The organism is Methylomonas sp. PHL2-19, from assembly GCF_059331595.1.
The window spans coordinates 3,749,833-3,765,867 of record NZ_CP196839.1; the positions used below are offsets into that span (position 1 = coordinate 3,749,833).

General features: G+C 43.5%; 12 protein-coding genes. All 12 read right to left on the minus strand.

The window, feature by feature from the left end; genetic code table 11:
• Window positions 1–857: 857 nt before the first annotated feature.
• Window positions 858–2,696: a TylF/MycF/NovP-related O-methyltransferase gene (locus tag ACR02O_RS17275; RefSeq protein WP_494522077.1), complete on the minus strand. Its 1,839-nt coding sequence runs from the start codon at window positions 2,694–2,696 to the stop codon at window positions 858–860.
• Window positions 2,697–2,848: 152 nt separating this feature from the next.
• Window positions 2,849–4,711: a TIGR04372 family glycosyltransferase gene (locus tag ACR02O_RS17280; RefSeq protein ID WP_494522078.1), complete on the minus strand. Its 1,863-nt coding sequence runs from the start codon at window positions 4,709–4,711 to the stop codon at window positions 2,849–2,851.
• 3 nt (window positions 4,712–4,714) lie between these two features.
• Window positions 4,715–5,239, minus strand: a complete 525-nt coding sequence (locus ACR02O_RS17285; RefSeq protein WP_458137923.1) for a WbuC family cupin fold metalloprotein — start codon at window positions 5,237–5,239, stop codon at window positions 4,715–4,717.
• Window positions 5,240–5,244: 5 nt separating this feature from the next.
• Window positions 5,245–6,450 (minus strand): methyltransferase domain-containing protein, encoded by a 1,206-nt coding sequence (locus ACR02O_RS17290; RefSeq protein ID WP_458137924.1) that lies wholly within the window; start codon window positions 6,448–6,450, stop codon window positions 5,245–5,247.
• Between the two features lie 4 nt (window positions 6,451–6,454).
• Window positions 6,455–7,720, minus strand: coding sequence for a methyltransferase domain-containing protein (locus ACR02O_RS17295; protein WP_458137925.1), 1,266 nt, complete (start codon window positions 7,718–7,720; stop codon window positions 6,455–6,457).
• Between the two features lie 16 nt (window positions 7,721–7,736).
• Window positions 7,737–8,498 carry an SDR family oxidoreductase gene (locus ACR02O_RS17300; RefSeq protein ID WP_458137926.1) on the minus strand — a complete coding sequence of 254 codons (762 nt, stop codon included), beginning with the start codon at window positions 8,496–8,498 and terminating at the stop codon, window positions 7,737–7,739.
• Window positions 8,485–10,590: an acyltransferase family protein gene (locus ACR02O_RS17305; protein WP_458137927.1), complete on the minus strand. Its 2,106-nt coding sequence runs from the start codon at window positions 10,588–10,590 to the stop codon at window positions 8,485–8,487. The genes ACR02O_RS17300 and ACR02O_RS17305 overlap by 14 nt, the downstream gene beginning before the upstream one ends.
• Window positions 10,590–12,647, minus strand: a complete 2,058-nt coding sequence (locus tag ACR02O_RS17310; RefSeq protein WP_494522079.1) for an acyltransferase family protein — start codon at window positions 12,645–12,647, stop codon at window positions 10,590–10,592. The genes ACR02O_RS17305 and ACR02O_RS17310 overlap by 1 nt, the downstream gene beginning before the upstream one ends.
• A gap of 9 nt (window positions 12,648–12,656) precedes the next feature.
• Window positions 12,657–13,694 carry a zinc-binding dehydrogenase gene (locus ACR02O_RS17315; protein WP_494522080.1) on the minus strand — a complete coding sequence of 346 codons (1,038 nt, stop codon included), beginning with the start codon at window positions 13,692–13,694 and terminating at the stop codon, window positions 12,657–12,659.
• Window positions 13,695–13,719: 25 nt separating this feature from the next.
• On the minus strand, window positions 13,720–14,391 hold the full coding sequence (locus ACR02O_RS17320) for a class I SAM-dependent methyltransferase (protein ID WP_458137929.1): 672 nt from the start codon (window positions 14,389–14,391) through the stop codon (window positions 13,720–13,722).
• Window positions 14,378–15,427 carry an aminoglycoside phosphotransferase family protein gene (locus ACR02O_RS17325; RefSeq protein ID WP_458137930.1) on the minus strand — a complete coding sequence of 350 codons (1,050 nt, stop codon included), beginning with the start codon at window positions 15,425–15,427 and terminating at the stop codon, window positions 14,378–14,380. The genes ACR02O_RS17320 and ACR02O_RS17325 overlap by 14 nt, the downstream gene beginning before the upstream one ends.
• A complete protein-coding gene (locus tag ACR02O_RS17330) occupies window positions 15,427–16,035 on the minus strand; it encodes a hypothetical protein (protein WP_494522081.1) in 609 nt (202 codons plus the stop codon). Before ACR02O_RS17330 ends, ACR02O_RS17325 begins: the two co-directional genes overlap by 1 nt.

The window sequence follows — 16,035 nt, forward strand, 5'->3', positions numbered from 1 at the left end:
GTCTCTGATTAATTCGTAACATAGAATTTCAACGTAAATCAAATCAATGACTTGCGCACCGAGTTGTCTTGCAAAACTGAATTAATCAGAGGTTCCTTAGAGATGTTAGACCAAATAGAATCAAGACAGAGTATTTTTAGAAAAAAATTTAGCAAATATTAAAGTGTTCTTACCTGAACAATTTGCATTGAAGCACACTAGCATTGCATTCTAGCAATAACTCAATTAACCACCCCATTTGCACAATAACAACTCCGAATACAATTGAAAGTTTTTTGTAATAGTAATTTGAGAATGCGATGAAGCTAAAATAGCTATAATTGACGGCGTACATTTTAACTGTGCCTAATTACTAAAAAGAGTTGATCCAAAAAACAGGGGTTTTGTTGTTATAACACATCTAAAACTTTCGGACTACTAACCTTCTAAACGAAGTGGGAAGCAAAGTGAAAACTTTTAGCTACCGATCGCCTTTACTCCTTGTAAGTATTCACAGCGAAAGAGATTGAAAACCATCAGCCAGTGCCGGCGAGATTATTCACCATCCCTGATTGAATAATCGCGTTTCCACCGTCGCAGTGATTGCCTGCGGCGGCCCAGGCAGTCCACGTCACCTAGGCTTTAATCCTATAAGGGGACTCTCGCATGACTCGACGCCGTTTCGCGAGTCCTCGCAGTTTTTCTCATCGAAAAACCGCCCGGTGCTTGACCTCTGGAAACTACTCGGCCTTCGCTCGCTAGCGTATTGCTTTCCAGGCGTCGCAGCGATAGCATAAGCCCTTTAAGTTCCAACTGTTTTTATCGCCGCCTTGTAGAGAAATTGGGGCAAAAAGTCGATAATTTCTCAACAAAGCCCCCTAAGATACATTTGAATATGAATGAACTACAAATCGCCTAGCCAACAAACTGTAAGACCCATCATCTGAATAAGAAATCTTAAATCGCTCTATTAAATCGCGCCATGCGCGACGCTCACCATGTTCAGGTGAACATCTATTAGGGCTCCAGTCATCAAAGTATAAGAGCGCCCCTTCAGCAACCATTCCTCTTTCGAACAATGGCGTTAAACAATCCATAGTTGAAGAATATAAATCCCCATCCACATGAATTAACGCAAACTTCTGCCCCTCAGGTAGAAGTGGTACTGTATCTTTGAACCAACCTTCGCTAATAGTTACCCTTTCACTTGATAGAAATTTCCCAACAACAAGAGCTAGTTCCTCCTTGGTTAGGCCACGACAAGTTCCAGGAGACCAAGTCCCCTCTTTCACATGCAGGGACTCAGCATCAATATAATTATCAGTGGGTGGTAGTCCTTCAAAACTATCAAATAGAAACAGCTTTTTTTTAGGCAACAAATGAGCTGGTCGCGCCTCACGGTAATCAGCGTCGTTACGGGCGATTGCTCGCGCTAATCCCTCAGCAGAAACACCCGACATAGTGCCAAATTCCACGACATCTCCTTCAATACCGTAACCATAAGTCGCAGCAACACCCATCGACAATTCCTTCACAGTATGCCATCTATGGCTTTGAAGCCAATGCCCTTGCCAAGCTTCAGCTGATAACTGTTCACTTATCGATTCAATTCGATCATGCAATAGTTCAAACTCAGGATGCCTTTTTGTTTCAGGCTGCTCCGCAGGCAGTTCGTTTGTATCATCCTTAGTCGAAACGTAGCGTGTTTCTTCACCGGACCTCAAAAAGGAAACCAAAAACCTAAGTGGGGCCGTTATGCGCCAAGAAGTCGATGAGTATATTTTTGATAACTTTCTCTCAATCTCATCACGTTCCGTATGAAATCGATCCCTCTCTACGATACGGGCTTCCTTCTCTTCTTCCAATCTCCGACAGATCGCAGCTAAACCGGTTAAATCCGGAGCACTAGCCGATATAAGCCCTGGATTGTCGTACCGGGCAGTCATAGCTTCGCTGGCTGAGGAATGAGCAGTTGCAACCTCTAACCCGCATTTGAAAGCCCCACTTCTCGATTTTTTGACAATTACATGAATGTTTAGACAAGGCACCCTATCGTCTTGCGGAGCAAGATTAGCGGAATTACTCAATTGAAACATTGATTCCTTCCGGATATCCGCTTGAATACCTTTAAGACTGTTTTCACCTGCTTGGGCAAAAAACATATCCAGTATTTCATACCCATTGGCATTCGCTAAATCACGAAAGAATAGCGGCGTATAGCAATAATAGCCATGATCCAAATAGCCGCTAGCAGGCAATACACAATAAAGCACGCCTCCAACCTTAAGCGCGTCATGCATAATTGAAAAGCTATTCCACTGATTAAATACATGTTCAGTAGTGCCAAAATTCAATACAACATCAAAACGCTCATAATCTTCAGCAGGCAACGGATCAAAATTCAAATCCAACAATTGGGTTTTGAATGCGGGACACACGTCAAAAGCTTTATATTCAATATTAGTAAGATCAGTGACCTCAGAAAACAAAGTGGTACGCTCATCAGGTCGAGGAGTAGAAAAATATTCTAACCTGACCGCTTCATCATTAAAATGGCTTGACGAAACGTCTCCACCTTGATTAAGGACGAACTCTTTAATTTGATCGACTGTGCAGTTGTAGACATTTTGTGGACCAATATCCAAAACTTTATTCTTGTCTTTTGAAAGAATATTTTTTGATTGTAAATATAACATGCACTCAATGTTCATCCCCATCGTCTACCCCCAAGAAAACCAAACATTTAACTTCAAAACAATTCAATTAAAACTGAATAACTAGCGCACAATAACAGACTTATTGTTGTTCAGAAGCCCAAGAAAAACCAACATATTTAAATAACAATTCCGTATAACACTTAAGCAACAATCTAATCAATTAAATTAGCTTTATTTTTCTTGAAATATGTGGCGCAGGGGTGAGCATTCCCCCATAGCCAGGGTTCACAACCTGCGCCCGCCAATAAATCGCTATCCCTCATCTTTGGCAGGCCATCTCTGTTAAGAAAGTCTAGAACTTCTTCTGTTGCATCTAATATATCCTCCGCAGAATTAGATACCGGATAAAACCCGCCAGCATTCATGGAATCAATGTTAAACATTTTTGATCGCATCTCAGGTGTAAAGGCTTCGCGCATTTTTAACAACCGACCCTCATGCTTTGACCAAAACGGCTTTAATACAAACAAAACTCGATTGTTCCACGACTGTGCATAATTTGAAACGCAATTGACTAAGAGTGTCGGAGTATTAAAAGAGATAACTGCATTTGTTGGCCCTGATGTGGTACCTAAGAAAAACCTAGCATGAGACCACAAATATACATCAAACTCCCTAGAGCGATATGGACTGTGAGCCAAATCAATAGTCATCGGCATACTCTCAAGCTTAGGCATGGAAGGATCCCCGATCCTAATAACCCATCCTCCTTCCTTATGAATTCGCTGAATTGCGGGAATGTAACTATTTAATGGCGAATTTCTATGACTTTGAATAAATCCAAAACCCTCGCCGTAGAACCCACTGCTGCGTACGTGCAAAACAGCAAACCAGGTGTTTTGTGGGACGCCTAATGCATGTAGTTTATCTCGTCCACGTTTTACAACAAGCGGATCAGCGGAAATCAATGGACCCAGTTCGCGTTGATCCCACTCGATAAATGCTCTAGCTGCCGCATCTGACCAGTCAATTGATTGACCTTGCTCATTTATGTAGCAGTTAAACTGCTCACCACAAATACGCTGATAAGGAAACAGCGCGTTGATAAAATCTATATCTTCAATAATTACTAAATATCTATCAAAGCACTTTAAAAAATCATAATTGGCAACTTTACTTCTCGGCGCCAAGAGTATCCAATTGCAATCAGGCCTAATACCTAAACGCTGCATTTTTAACAACGCATCTATCATTCCTATGTGGCCAATTTGAGTTACCCATTCATAAGGCATTATTCTAATTGGCTTATCTGGATCAAATTGCTGAATTTCTTTTAATTTATCAACTAAATCTATCGGTAGCTTTATTTCTTTGGATAAGCGATCCTGAGCAGCCATTGCGATCCCAAATATTTCCAGTCCCTTTTTGGAATTACCATGATTTACTAACAGTTGTCCCAAGTAATGACAAGCATCGTATAGATGCAAATCATTTATTCCAGTGAGATCTAATGCTGTTGGCTTCCACCCTTCTCTGTCATATCGAGCAGCTAGATTTTGATGAGGCATCGCATATTTCACATCCAACTTAATTGCGTTCATTATCAACTCGACCGCGACGTCTATATCGCCGAATATCAAATTGGTCAGAGCCAAATTGTAAGATGCATCCGCATTTTTAGGCTCAAGGGCATGCGCCAAACCTAATAACTCATGAGTAAAAATATAGTTATGTTTTGAGAACTGAACGCGCGCGAGGTGATTTAACACAATATCAACCCCAGACAACCCTAGTAATGCAGATGCTTTAAAATTATCAATACATTGTTGTTCTTGACCCTCGGCAAAATGCATAATACCTAACAATAGGCTCTGATATTTTTTGCGCACAAAAAATAGCTTACCTGTAAGACGAAGCACAGGCAACGCCGCATTCCGAAATAAATTATCGATATTTAACTTAAAGCTATCGCCAACCGGGTCAGTCTCAGCCAGTTTTAAAAGCATATAAAAAACCAGCCGTTTTATAGGCTTAGTTAAAGTATTTTTATTAATCGCTAAAAATCTTCTTACCATTTTCTATCCCAACCAGTTGCGAATTTTTACATCAAGCAATAATTTGTAGTCATCAACCATTTGATCACCTTCCGCAGGCGCAAATTTGGCGAACTCAGTGGCATTCTGCACAAATGGACCGTTAGTCACCTCATGAAATATCAAAACCTCAGAACGCACTACTATTGTGTGGAATAAATTGCTATCTAACCGGTAATAAAAAGAATGATCTCGGTCAAACTGAATAACCTTATGAATCTCTCCGCTGTCTTTGAACACAACGATGTCCGCCTTCCCCTCGATAAGGTGAAAAGATTCGCACTTGTTATCATGCCTGTGTGGGCAAATATAAGACCCATGATTAATCTGGATTATCATCTCCTGAATCAATGCTGTATTATCCTTGTGTGCGCAGACTCTAGCCCGATTCTTGGGGCTAGAAACAGCCATTTGGTTTAGAAGGGTTAAAACTGAATAATCTATAGAAACAATTTCATCATTACAAACAAGCACGTCACTAGACTTAAACAAGAAACTTTCACTATTCATATATACTAAATATTAAATGCAGAAATAAACTGACCGCCGTTCTTAAAAAAACTTGGCATAGAAAAACGAACTTTAGCTTCAACCTCAGGACCTAGCATCGACACGCAAATTGATATCCCTGACTCTTCTAACGCACTCGCCTTTCGTATTCTCAGAGCCGAGCCAGGCATATACATTCCGTCCTTAATAGGATTATCATCTACCACAAATTCAAATAAATCATGTATATCGTAGAAATTTAAAAATTTTGCTGCGTGATGACCCGCCCCAAATACCGCCAGCTTTTCGCCATTCATTTTTAGCAACGTAAATTGCTGCCTCAGAACAGATTTTTTTTTCTCATATCCGGAATTGAATTTTTGAAGACTGAGTTGAAGTTGGTGAGGCATTTTTTTTGTTTCGTTAGAAGTTGGCAGTGCTTCGAACTCTGGAACTTTAACAATGGCCACGAGTGCATTTTCATAGTCATAACTATACTCGACAAAGTTAACGACTTGCCAACCCAATCTACCGACTAAATCTGAAAGGGTATCTGGTGTAAAATATGTAAAGTGATCCTCCCAAATCAAAGCATGATTTTCTAAATTTAATATCTTCTGGCAATTTGGAACTTCCAGCAGAATATAACCACCCGGCCGAACTATACTACCTAGTGACTTTAAGAAACCAATTGCGGACTCCGCATGCTCCAGAATAAATCTGGCAGACACTAAATCTATCTTACCTAGGCTCAGACTAATACGCTGCAACCATTTTTGCGAAGACAATATACTTTGCAATACTTCAAGACCTACATGTTCGTTCCAAAACTTCCAACGACTTAGGTCAACATAATGAATATTCTTATATCCAATGGCACCTATGAGATTCAAGAGATCTCTATCTATATAGGATAAACCGAGTATTCCCGAATCCAGACTAATACCTGGCAGTTTTTTTATTATTTCGACTAAATCCGGTAAATGTTTTTGAGGCTCTCTAAATGCTATCTTTGGATTTTTTCTCGCTAACACCCGAATCGGAAAGCGTTTAACCAGCTGAATTGTTGAACAACTTCGACAAAACCCCAAGCTTAGCTCATGACTTATGGTAATTGGTTTGCCAGATATACCATGAAAAAACCCAGTGGATAATGGCTGAATCCCAAAGGAGACTATCTCTTCAATATCTGCTGAAATGCAAGTTGTGCAAAGTATTTCCCTTCTTGACACACTATTAACCCAGCAAACTCTTAGCTATGGAGTAATCCACCACTTTTGGCTCCGGTAAAGGAATAATAAATTTCCCGCCAGCCTCCAAGTAAGCTAGATTCTTCTTAATAATAGGTAAGGAATAAACCCAAGCGAGAATTACGATTGCTTTAGGCAGATGATTAACTATCTCATCCGATGAATAAACCTTGATATGGGCACCAGGACTATAAAGACTATGCTTGATGGAATTATCGTCATAAATCCTTTCAAGAACTGTCTCCAGTTCAAAGTTATAAAGCAGCGTTGTTGTTGTTGTCGATGCGCCAAAACCGGAAATTCCTGTCATATCAGGGCTTATTTCTCGTAACAGCCTATTTGTTGCATCTTTGCAGGCAACAATCCGGTTGCCATAATCCTTATATACATCGATTCTGGCAAATCCCTGATTAAGCTCATTCGCCATGAGTTCTTTAAGGAACTCTGATTGTTCGCGCCTACCGGAGCTTTTCACTTGCACAAATCCCCGTATCGATCCTCCTTTAGTTGAAACCAGTTCCGCGTCAAAAAAACTCAAATCCAAAGAATTAAAAAAACGCTCTAAGGGGTTAATTGTGTGGTATGAAACATGTTCGTGATATATCGTATCGAAAACCATGTTATGGATCATATCTGGTAAATATGAAACTTCAAATACAAATACGCCGTCGTCAGACAATATATTACGTATGCCAGCAGTAATATCTCTAAGATTATCGGCGTGAGCATATACATTGTTTGCACATACAAGAGTAGCTTTGCCAAGTTCGTTGAGAATGTCCTTGGATAATTCCAGACTAAAAAAATCAGCTATAGTCGGTATTCCTTGTTGATTGGCATATTCGGATACAGCATCGGAAGCATCAACCCCCTGTACCCTGTGACCCAATCCTTTAAACTCTTTTAAAAGCGAACCGTCATTGCTACCAATTTCCAATATTAGCCTTGGTTCGGTCAGCCCCAGCTTATTCACGACATGAACAGCATATTTTTTAAAATGTTCAACAAGTCCTAGCGAATGGGATGTTTTATAAGTGTAACTGCCAAATAGCAATTTAGGATCAACGACATCTAGGTTTTGTAAATGACCGCAGTCATTACATATATATACGTCTAGTGGGTATAATTCCTGGTTAATATTCTTATCTGCAACAAAAGCATCCCCGATGGGGGAAGGCTTCATGGGGATTGCTAATTCTAAAGATTCGGAATCGCACAAGCGACAGGTTTCACGGCGTTTCAAATAATTCATTAAATTTATCCTTTTGTTAAACCAATTCTTCTGGCCAGATAACAGAAACTCCGCCATCTACGTAAATATTTTGACCATTTACAAACGAAGATAATCTGCTACACAAAAAATATACTACGCTAGCGCATTCAGCGGCTGTACCCATACGCTGCAAAGGTACCAGTTTTTCATACTTAGCCATTTTTTTTTCATCTGACAAATAGAACTGCTTAGACTCTTCTTTTAGATATGTTAGGGGAGAAATCGCATTAATGCGGATACCCTGTGCTCCCAATTTAACGGCGTAATATCGGACGAGAGCATTTAAGCCAGCTTTTACCACATGATAATCTATGGGTTGCGATGAGCCTACATAATCGCCATACACTGAGCTCACTACCGCAACCGATTTATCACTATCGTCAGAAAAAATAGGTAAAAACTCATCGATAAGAACTTCTGTGGCGGTCAACGACACAGACAATTCATTGATTAAGGTTTTATCTTCCCCTCGATATCGTTGACAGAATATTAAGTAATTAATTTTCCCAATCTTTTCAAAAACTTTAGATACTAATATATTGGCGACATTAGGGGTACATGTTAGAAGATCAACACTGATATGAATCATATTCTCATAATCCTCGATAAAACCAGGACAATTCCTCGACAAAATAACAACTTGATGACCTAATTTGATGTACATAAGCGCAAGCTCTTTCCCCAGGCCTGAGCTTCCACCGACAATCACAACATTGGCTATTTGTTCGCTTTGATTAACCGGCTCACTTCGACTCATTTCCGTTCTCGCTGTCATCTAAAGCTTTAATAATTGCCGCCCCCAATAAATTATCGACGACCCATCTTGCAGCAGTCGCTGTCAAATGCCCATAATCCCAAAATACTATGTCTTTTTCCCAATCAGATTGTTCAGATAAGCGGGTCATACAACCGTCGCTATCACAAAATAGATCGCGTAATGACAGATAAACAAACTGCTTAGGGTAAACCAAATTCCGCATCTGTCTGTCCATTTCAAGAGATGCAGGATTGATCTTACTAAAGGTTTTTTCTGGAATAGGCTTACCTTCACTCACATAATCTTTAACTAACACATCAGGTAAGTTATTGGTCCAATTTGGAACCTCTCCAATTAAAATGACCTTATTTGCACCCAAGGTTGATATATTAGAAAACCTTTCGGAAAGATATTGAAGAAAGCTCGGCCACTTACCATAGTTTTTAAAAAAGTCTTTTTCCACATGTGACCAGAATGAATCGACAACTAAAACATTTGGCCGAATCAAGCTTATCGCTTCAAACGATTTGCGACTGTATTCCTGACATGCTGGATCAGAAATATCATCACTAAATAGTGAACACGATCCCGAACTTATTTGATAATAATTAAAGCCTTGTGACTCTGACCACGCTCTGAGTCCTAATGACAAAGACGCAGAATGGGAATCTCCGATCAATAAAATAGTTTTCTTTCCAGTTCCAACTTGATTGGGAGGAATACAGTTATTTTGTGAATAAAAATCAAAATTCTTGTGTGGCGGGAGTTGAAAACACACGTACCCCTTGAGATCAGTAAGCTCTTTTGGCCCGCTTGCTTTTATTGCCTCAAATTTTTCAATCAAGTCCAAGCGGTTTCCAGTTTCACGAAACTTTCTAAACCCATGCGATTTATAAGCAGCGATTCCGAGTCCCGCCATTGCAACCATTGCTATCACTAACCACCGCGTTTTCTTCCGACTATCGCCACCAAAGCGCAATGGCTTTTCTATAAACGTGTACGTCAACCACGCAAGTGCAAGCGCTCCAACCAGTCCGCCGCCTCGCACCCAGGCTGACGGGGTCTCGTTTGCCAATATTCTTAGGTAAACCAAAATTACCCAATGCCATAAATACAGTGGGTAACTAAGCTTTCCCACCCAAACCATAAATTTATTCGCTAGTAAAACTCGGTTTACTACGGCCTTTGGACCCGCCCAAATTAACAGCGCTGCCCCAACCGTCGGAAATATGGCCCATTTACCCGGAAAGTGCATTTGGTTGTTGATCAGAACCAACCCCACCACCAGTAAACTCAAGCCCACAAAGGCTTTGACATTTGCCGCCGCCTGCCCCTTGGCTATAGCCGCTTCAGGTTGATAGATAACCCGCTTACCCAAACGATCTAACCATCCATCAAATCTGCTGCCCCAACCCAGGGTATCAATCATTATTAGGGACAAAACTGACCCTACCATCAATTCCCAAACTCGGGTTTGCGGTTGATAAAAATTAAATACGGCGTCCTTGTATACAAAATGGAGATTCAAGCCAAACGAGATCAGGCCGACTAAGATCGTGAACGTCAGGAAGTTAAGTTGACGCTTGCATGCACACCACACGAGAAACGGGAAAAAGATGTAATACTGCTCTTCTATACCTAAGGACCAAAGATGCAGCAACGGCTTCGATTCCGCTACCGCATCAAAATAGCCACTTTCACCCCACAGTATGAAGTTGGAGATAAAACCAGCCCCTCCGTAAATGTGTTTGCCTAATTGCCGATACTCATCGGGGTAGAAAATAAACCAGCCCGCCAAAAAGGCACTCAATAAAACGGTTATCAGCGCTGGAAAAATTCGACGAATACGACGAGCATAGAAATCTCGAAAACTAAATTCTCCAACTAACAGACTTTTGAAAATGATGGTCGATATTAAAAACCCAGAGATTACGAAGAATATATCGACACCGATAAAACCACTGCGCAACACATCTGGATAGGCGTGGTATATCAATACCGATATTACCGCCACCGCTCTTAATCCATCAATGTCGGCTCGATATTTTGGATGCGTCAACTCTTCACGCAACTCTTCTTGCTGTTCGCTCATTACCAAGGCATATAGGAACGGCAGTTAGATTTTAATAGCGCTTCGGCCATTATTTTCGAGCCATGTTCAGACAAATGATGCGTATCACGTATCATCACCATTCCCACTTCATCTGTGAAGTTGTATATACCATTTGTAAATAAAACATCCGACTGGTGAAAAACGCATAGATCGCTTCTTTTACCGTAGTAATTTTCAAATAGCGTCAAGAAAGGGTAGCGGTCAATCATTTGCTCCTCTTTTACCTTACATTCCGGTTTTACGTCCCAAAATTGCGCATACGGCCGAGAGATACAGGCCCTACTTGAAACCGGAGAGTAAGGAACATCATATGACAACACCACTTTTTTGCCCTGGGCCGTCAGCGCACGAATATCCTCATCCAGCATCAGCTTGGCTCTATCAAACCGTTCTTGAAGAGACGCCCCTTGCGGTAAGTCCTTGAATCCCCAATATTGCATGTCATGGCCAAAAATGGACATCACCACCGTCTTAATATTCTGATCTCGTAGAACAATCTTGTACGCTTCTTCTACGATTGCGGGACAATTGGGCACAGCTCCCCAAGTTTCAGTGGGTATCAACCCACGGATTGGCGGACACGCCCCATGACCGATATTAATCAAACCTTCTCCCCGTCCGGTCACAATTGACGCTATGCCAGGCACTAGGGAATTAGCCGTCGAATCTCCCAAAATACCGACAGTAATTTTGTCAGCATTACCAATAAGCATGCAAAAACCGGGGCTAGTAGTCACGAGAGCAGCACATGGTGCATTACCCATGTATTTCCATTCGAACGCGTCAATATTCGCCGAAATTGCGCCGGTACGAAACTTTCTAAACCCATGCGATTTATAAGCAGCGATTCCGAGTCCCGCCATTGCAACCATTGCTATCACTAACCACCGCGTTTTCTTCCGACTATCGCCACCAAAGCGCAATGGCTTTTCTATAAACGTGTACGTCAACCACGCAAGTGCAAGCGCTCCAACCAGTCCGCCGCCTCGCACCCAGGCTGACGGGGTCTCGTTTGCCAATATTCTTAGGTAAACCAAAATTACCCAATGCCATAAATACAGTGGGTAACTAAGCTTTCCCACCCAAACCATAAATTTATTCGCTAGTAAAACTCGGTTTACTACGGCCTTTGGACCCGCCCAAATTAACAGCGCTGCCCCAACCGTCGGAAATATGGCCCATTTACCCGGAAAGTGCATTTGGTTGTTGATCAGAACCAACCCCACCACCAGTAAACTCAAGCCCACAAAGGCTTTGACATTTGCCGCCGCCTGCCCCTTGGCTATAGCCGCTTCAGGTTGATAGATAACCCGCTTACCCAAACGATCTAACCATCCATCAAATCTGCTGCCCCAACCCAGGGTATCAATCATTATTAGGGACAAAACTGACCCTACCATCAATTCCCAAACTCGGGTTTGCGGTTGATAAAAATTAAATACGGCGTCCTTGTATACAAAATGGAGATTCAAGCCAAACGAGATCAGGCCGACTAAGATCGTGAACGTCAGGAAGTTAAGTTGACGCTTGCATGCACACCACACGAGAAACGGGAAAAAGATGTAATACTGCTCTTCTATACCTAAGGACCAAAGATGCAGCAACGGCTTCGATTCCGCTACCGCATCAAAATAGCCACTTTCACCCCACAGTATGAAGTTGGAGATAAAACCAGCCCCTCCGTAAATGTGTTTGCCTAATTGCCGATACTCATCGGGGTAGAAAATAAACCAGCCCGCCAAAAAGGCACTCAATAAAACGGTTATCAGCGCTGGAAAAATTCGACGAATACGACGAGCATAGAAATCTCGAAAACTAAATTCTCCAACTAACAGACTTTTGAAAATGATGGTCGATATTAAAAACCCAGAGATTACGAAGAATATATCGACACCGATAAAACCACTGCGCAACACATCTGGATAGGCGTGGTATATCAATACCGATATTACCGCCACCGCTCTTAATCCATCAATGTCGGCTCGATATTTTGGATGCGTCAACTCTTCACGCAACTCTTCTTGCTGTTCGCTCATTACCAATGACTACTCAAACATCTTTATCATGCAACGCCCGCTTAGCTGACCAGAGCGCATACTATCAATTGCTTTGTTAATATCCTCTAATGAAAGAACATCGGTAATCAAGTTGTTCAACTTTATTTTCCCAGCACCAAATGCGCCTAGATAACGAGGAATATCAAGATTTGGCACAGACTCGCCACCATGAGAGCCGGAAAGCACCTTACCAAAATGCAAGGGCAACGAGTAAATATTGATATTGTTGCCTTTGCGCGGCACACCGACCAAGGTCACTCTGCCTTGCGGCTTGGTGATTTGGTACCCCAATTCGATAATGGCCGGTTGACCGGTGTTGTCGATAAACACATCAACCCCTTGCGCACCGACAATTGCTTCTATCGCTGCTTTGGCGTCTTGTGTATTGGAATTGATCAAATGGGTGGCGCCCATATCCTGAGCCAGCGCCAAACGATTATCGTAAAGGTCTACCGCAATGACCGGATATGCTCCCACTAAGGCTGCTGCCTGAACAATATTCAAACCAACTCCGCCAGCGCCAAAAACCACGACCGATTCGCCGATCCGTACCCGAGCATTGTTTTCCACCACACCAAAGCCGGTAGTCACCGCGCAGCCAAACAAAGCCGCCACTTCCAGGTCGCTATCGGCAGGAATAGCGGTAACGCGGTTTTCCGCGACAATTGCATACTCGTTAAAGGTCGCAATCCAACCGGCGTTGAGTTTATTCCCGCGCCAGCTATAAACCGGTGGTGCACCTTCTATGCCCAGCCCCTTACGCCAATGCAAAACCACCACATCGTCTGGTTTGACGTGTTTAACACCCGGTCCGATTTCAACAACGGTTCCAGACGCTTCATGGCCTAATAAGTGCGGTAAAAATTTATCTTCGCCTTTCGCTCCATCGATTTCGCCGATCTGCGAACCGCAGATACCGCTGTAGTGCACTTTGACCAATACTTGACCCACTTCCAGCGTTTGCGGTAACTCTACCTCATCAATTACCAAAGGCTGGCGCTGCTCGACCAGAATGGCCGCTTTCATTGTTTTTGGAATTGCCATGCTTATGTCACTCGAAATAAATTAAAGAATGGTCGCCGGTGTAACCGGTTTGTTTAAACCACCACTCCCATTCTTCCGGAGTGCAAAAAGCTTCGCAGGTTACCTGCCAATAAAGCAGATTGGCTTTTTCCTCTTCATTGCGATACGACTCGACGCAGAGATATTTATTTTTCTTGCCGACCCGCTCCATTTCCCGTAGCGCTTTATCCAGGTCGTAATTATGCAGGTTATGCAGCGTGGTAATCGAAAACACCAAATCGAAATAATCGTCCGGAAACGGTAAGTCATTGGCATTAGCCACTTGTAAGCGGTCTTTGATTTCTTCCTTGGCGTTTTCAATGGCATAAGGGGAAATGTCGATGCCGTATATTTCCACCCCGGGCACCAGCAAGCTGATTTCGTAAAGCTGAAAACCCTTACCGCAACCCACATCCAAAATCTTGTCGCCGGGTTTAATGCCGTAATGATCGATCATGGCTTGCGCCACTAGTGCCCAACGGCCTGGCATATATTTGTAGCCGCCGTAGCAAATCCTGCGGTCGCCATCCCAATAATCAAAGTCCCATTTTTTCGCCAGTGCGGCGGCTTTGGCCTTGGGGTACTCGGGTTCGTTTACCCTTGCCAGATAATCCCGCGTCGTACTTTTATGAACCGCAGACATAAAGTCAATGTATGCCATGTATCGCTTCCTTTTGGAGTGTTTTGAGAATTTGTCTAGCCTTTTTCAGCTGGCTTTTTCTGAGATCGCGTTCGTCAAGCAAGGAGTCGGCGAATTTTCTGCGTGCCATATGCTCCGGCAAGAACACGTTCATCGCGATACAACACCATTTGATTTTGTAAACGGGCCGTAATAATTCGGCGCGAGCTGTAAGCGTTGCCGATTCCGGAAAGACACTCAGGCATTGCCGAACGAAGGCGTCGTAAAACTCGCTCGCCACGGGTACCGCCAGTTGGGCAAAAAAATCGCCGACCATTTTCGCCGGGTCGTCGATGCCGGCATATTCAAAATCAATGAATTTGATTTTGCCGTCCGTTTGCAGCAAAGCGTTATGAAAGCCAAAATCGGATGGCGACACACAGCAATGCTGACTATCGAGCGCTTGCTCCAACTGGCCAAACTGACGGGCTCCTCGACTTACCGAATCAGCCAGAAAATCCCAATATTCCTGCAGTTCCGCGAGAAACTTGCCGGCCTCACCATCCTCATCCGGCACTGCCGGTAACGCTTCGCGCAACCGGCCGATTCTCTTTTCTATCAAACCGAGATGCTCAGCGATAGAAAAGCAAGCCTCGGACGCATGCGGCAAATTCAGGGCGTTTGTTCTGGCATCTGGCTGGTTTAGCGCGCAAAAAAAATCCGCCGCCTGCTCAACATGCCGCCAGACTAGTTCATCGGACGCAATATGCCTGCCGTCGACATAGGCATATAGCGCAACGCCCGCGTCGTGATCACAGGCATAAACGCGCGGCACAAAGTCTGAAGCGTATGTATCGGCATACTGTAAAAACAGATATTCCGCCTTCAGGCGGTCGCGCTGGTCTTTGTCGCTGCGAAAATATTGTTTGACCGCGAACTTTCCCGCGCCGGTTTCCAAACGATAGATGCGGTTATTGCCGCCGGCGTTAGCCGGCTCTACGGATAATATCTTCGTGGAGATACCAGCCTGCCCCAGCAGCGCCTCGATAGGAAAATTGGCGTTAACTGTCTGATTCATCAAGCGACGAGACACTCGGCAATAGCGGCCCAGGAGCTAAAGTGCTTCAGTTCTTTGAGACTCGACTGCGCATGGTGGCATTCAGGATCGAAAAGCCAGCGTTCGGCCGTGAGCGGAAATCCTTCCGCCATCAGAATTTCCGGTAAATCGTCGACAAAAATATCGCATTGCGTGTCGGCTATGCGCGCGATTTTTTCCTGCTTGGTCAGTTCAAAGTAGATCTGCGACGCAGGAATCAATGGCTCGCCATCCGCCAGCAAATGCCGCTCGATCCAGCCGCGAGCCGAGGCGTGAAGATCGTATTGCGGCCCCAGAAACGGATGGCGGGTCTTGTGGCTGACTATCGCCAGGGCATGACCTGCTCCACTGGCTAGACGCATGAACTCGATGACTCCCGGATAAGCCGCAGCTTCATCCATGCGGGCACCGTAGACATAGCCCTGCATTTCCGTCCACCGATCTTCCTGACCTACCGCGCGCAAGTGGTCTCGCACCGCCAATTTGTTTACCGGTGTCTCTGGCGGCACCAAATTTTGTTCTCTGGCTACTTTATGAAACAGTTCGTCGTAGCTGACGATAGTATTGTCAAAATCCAGGCCGATACGCAT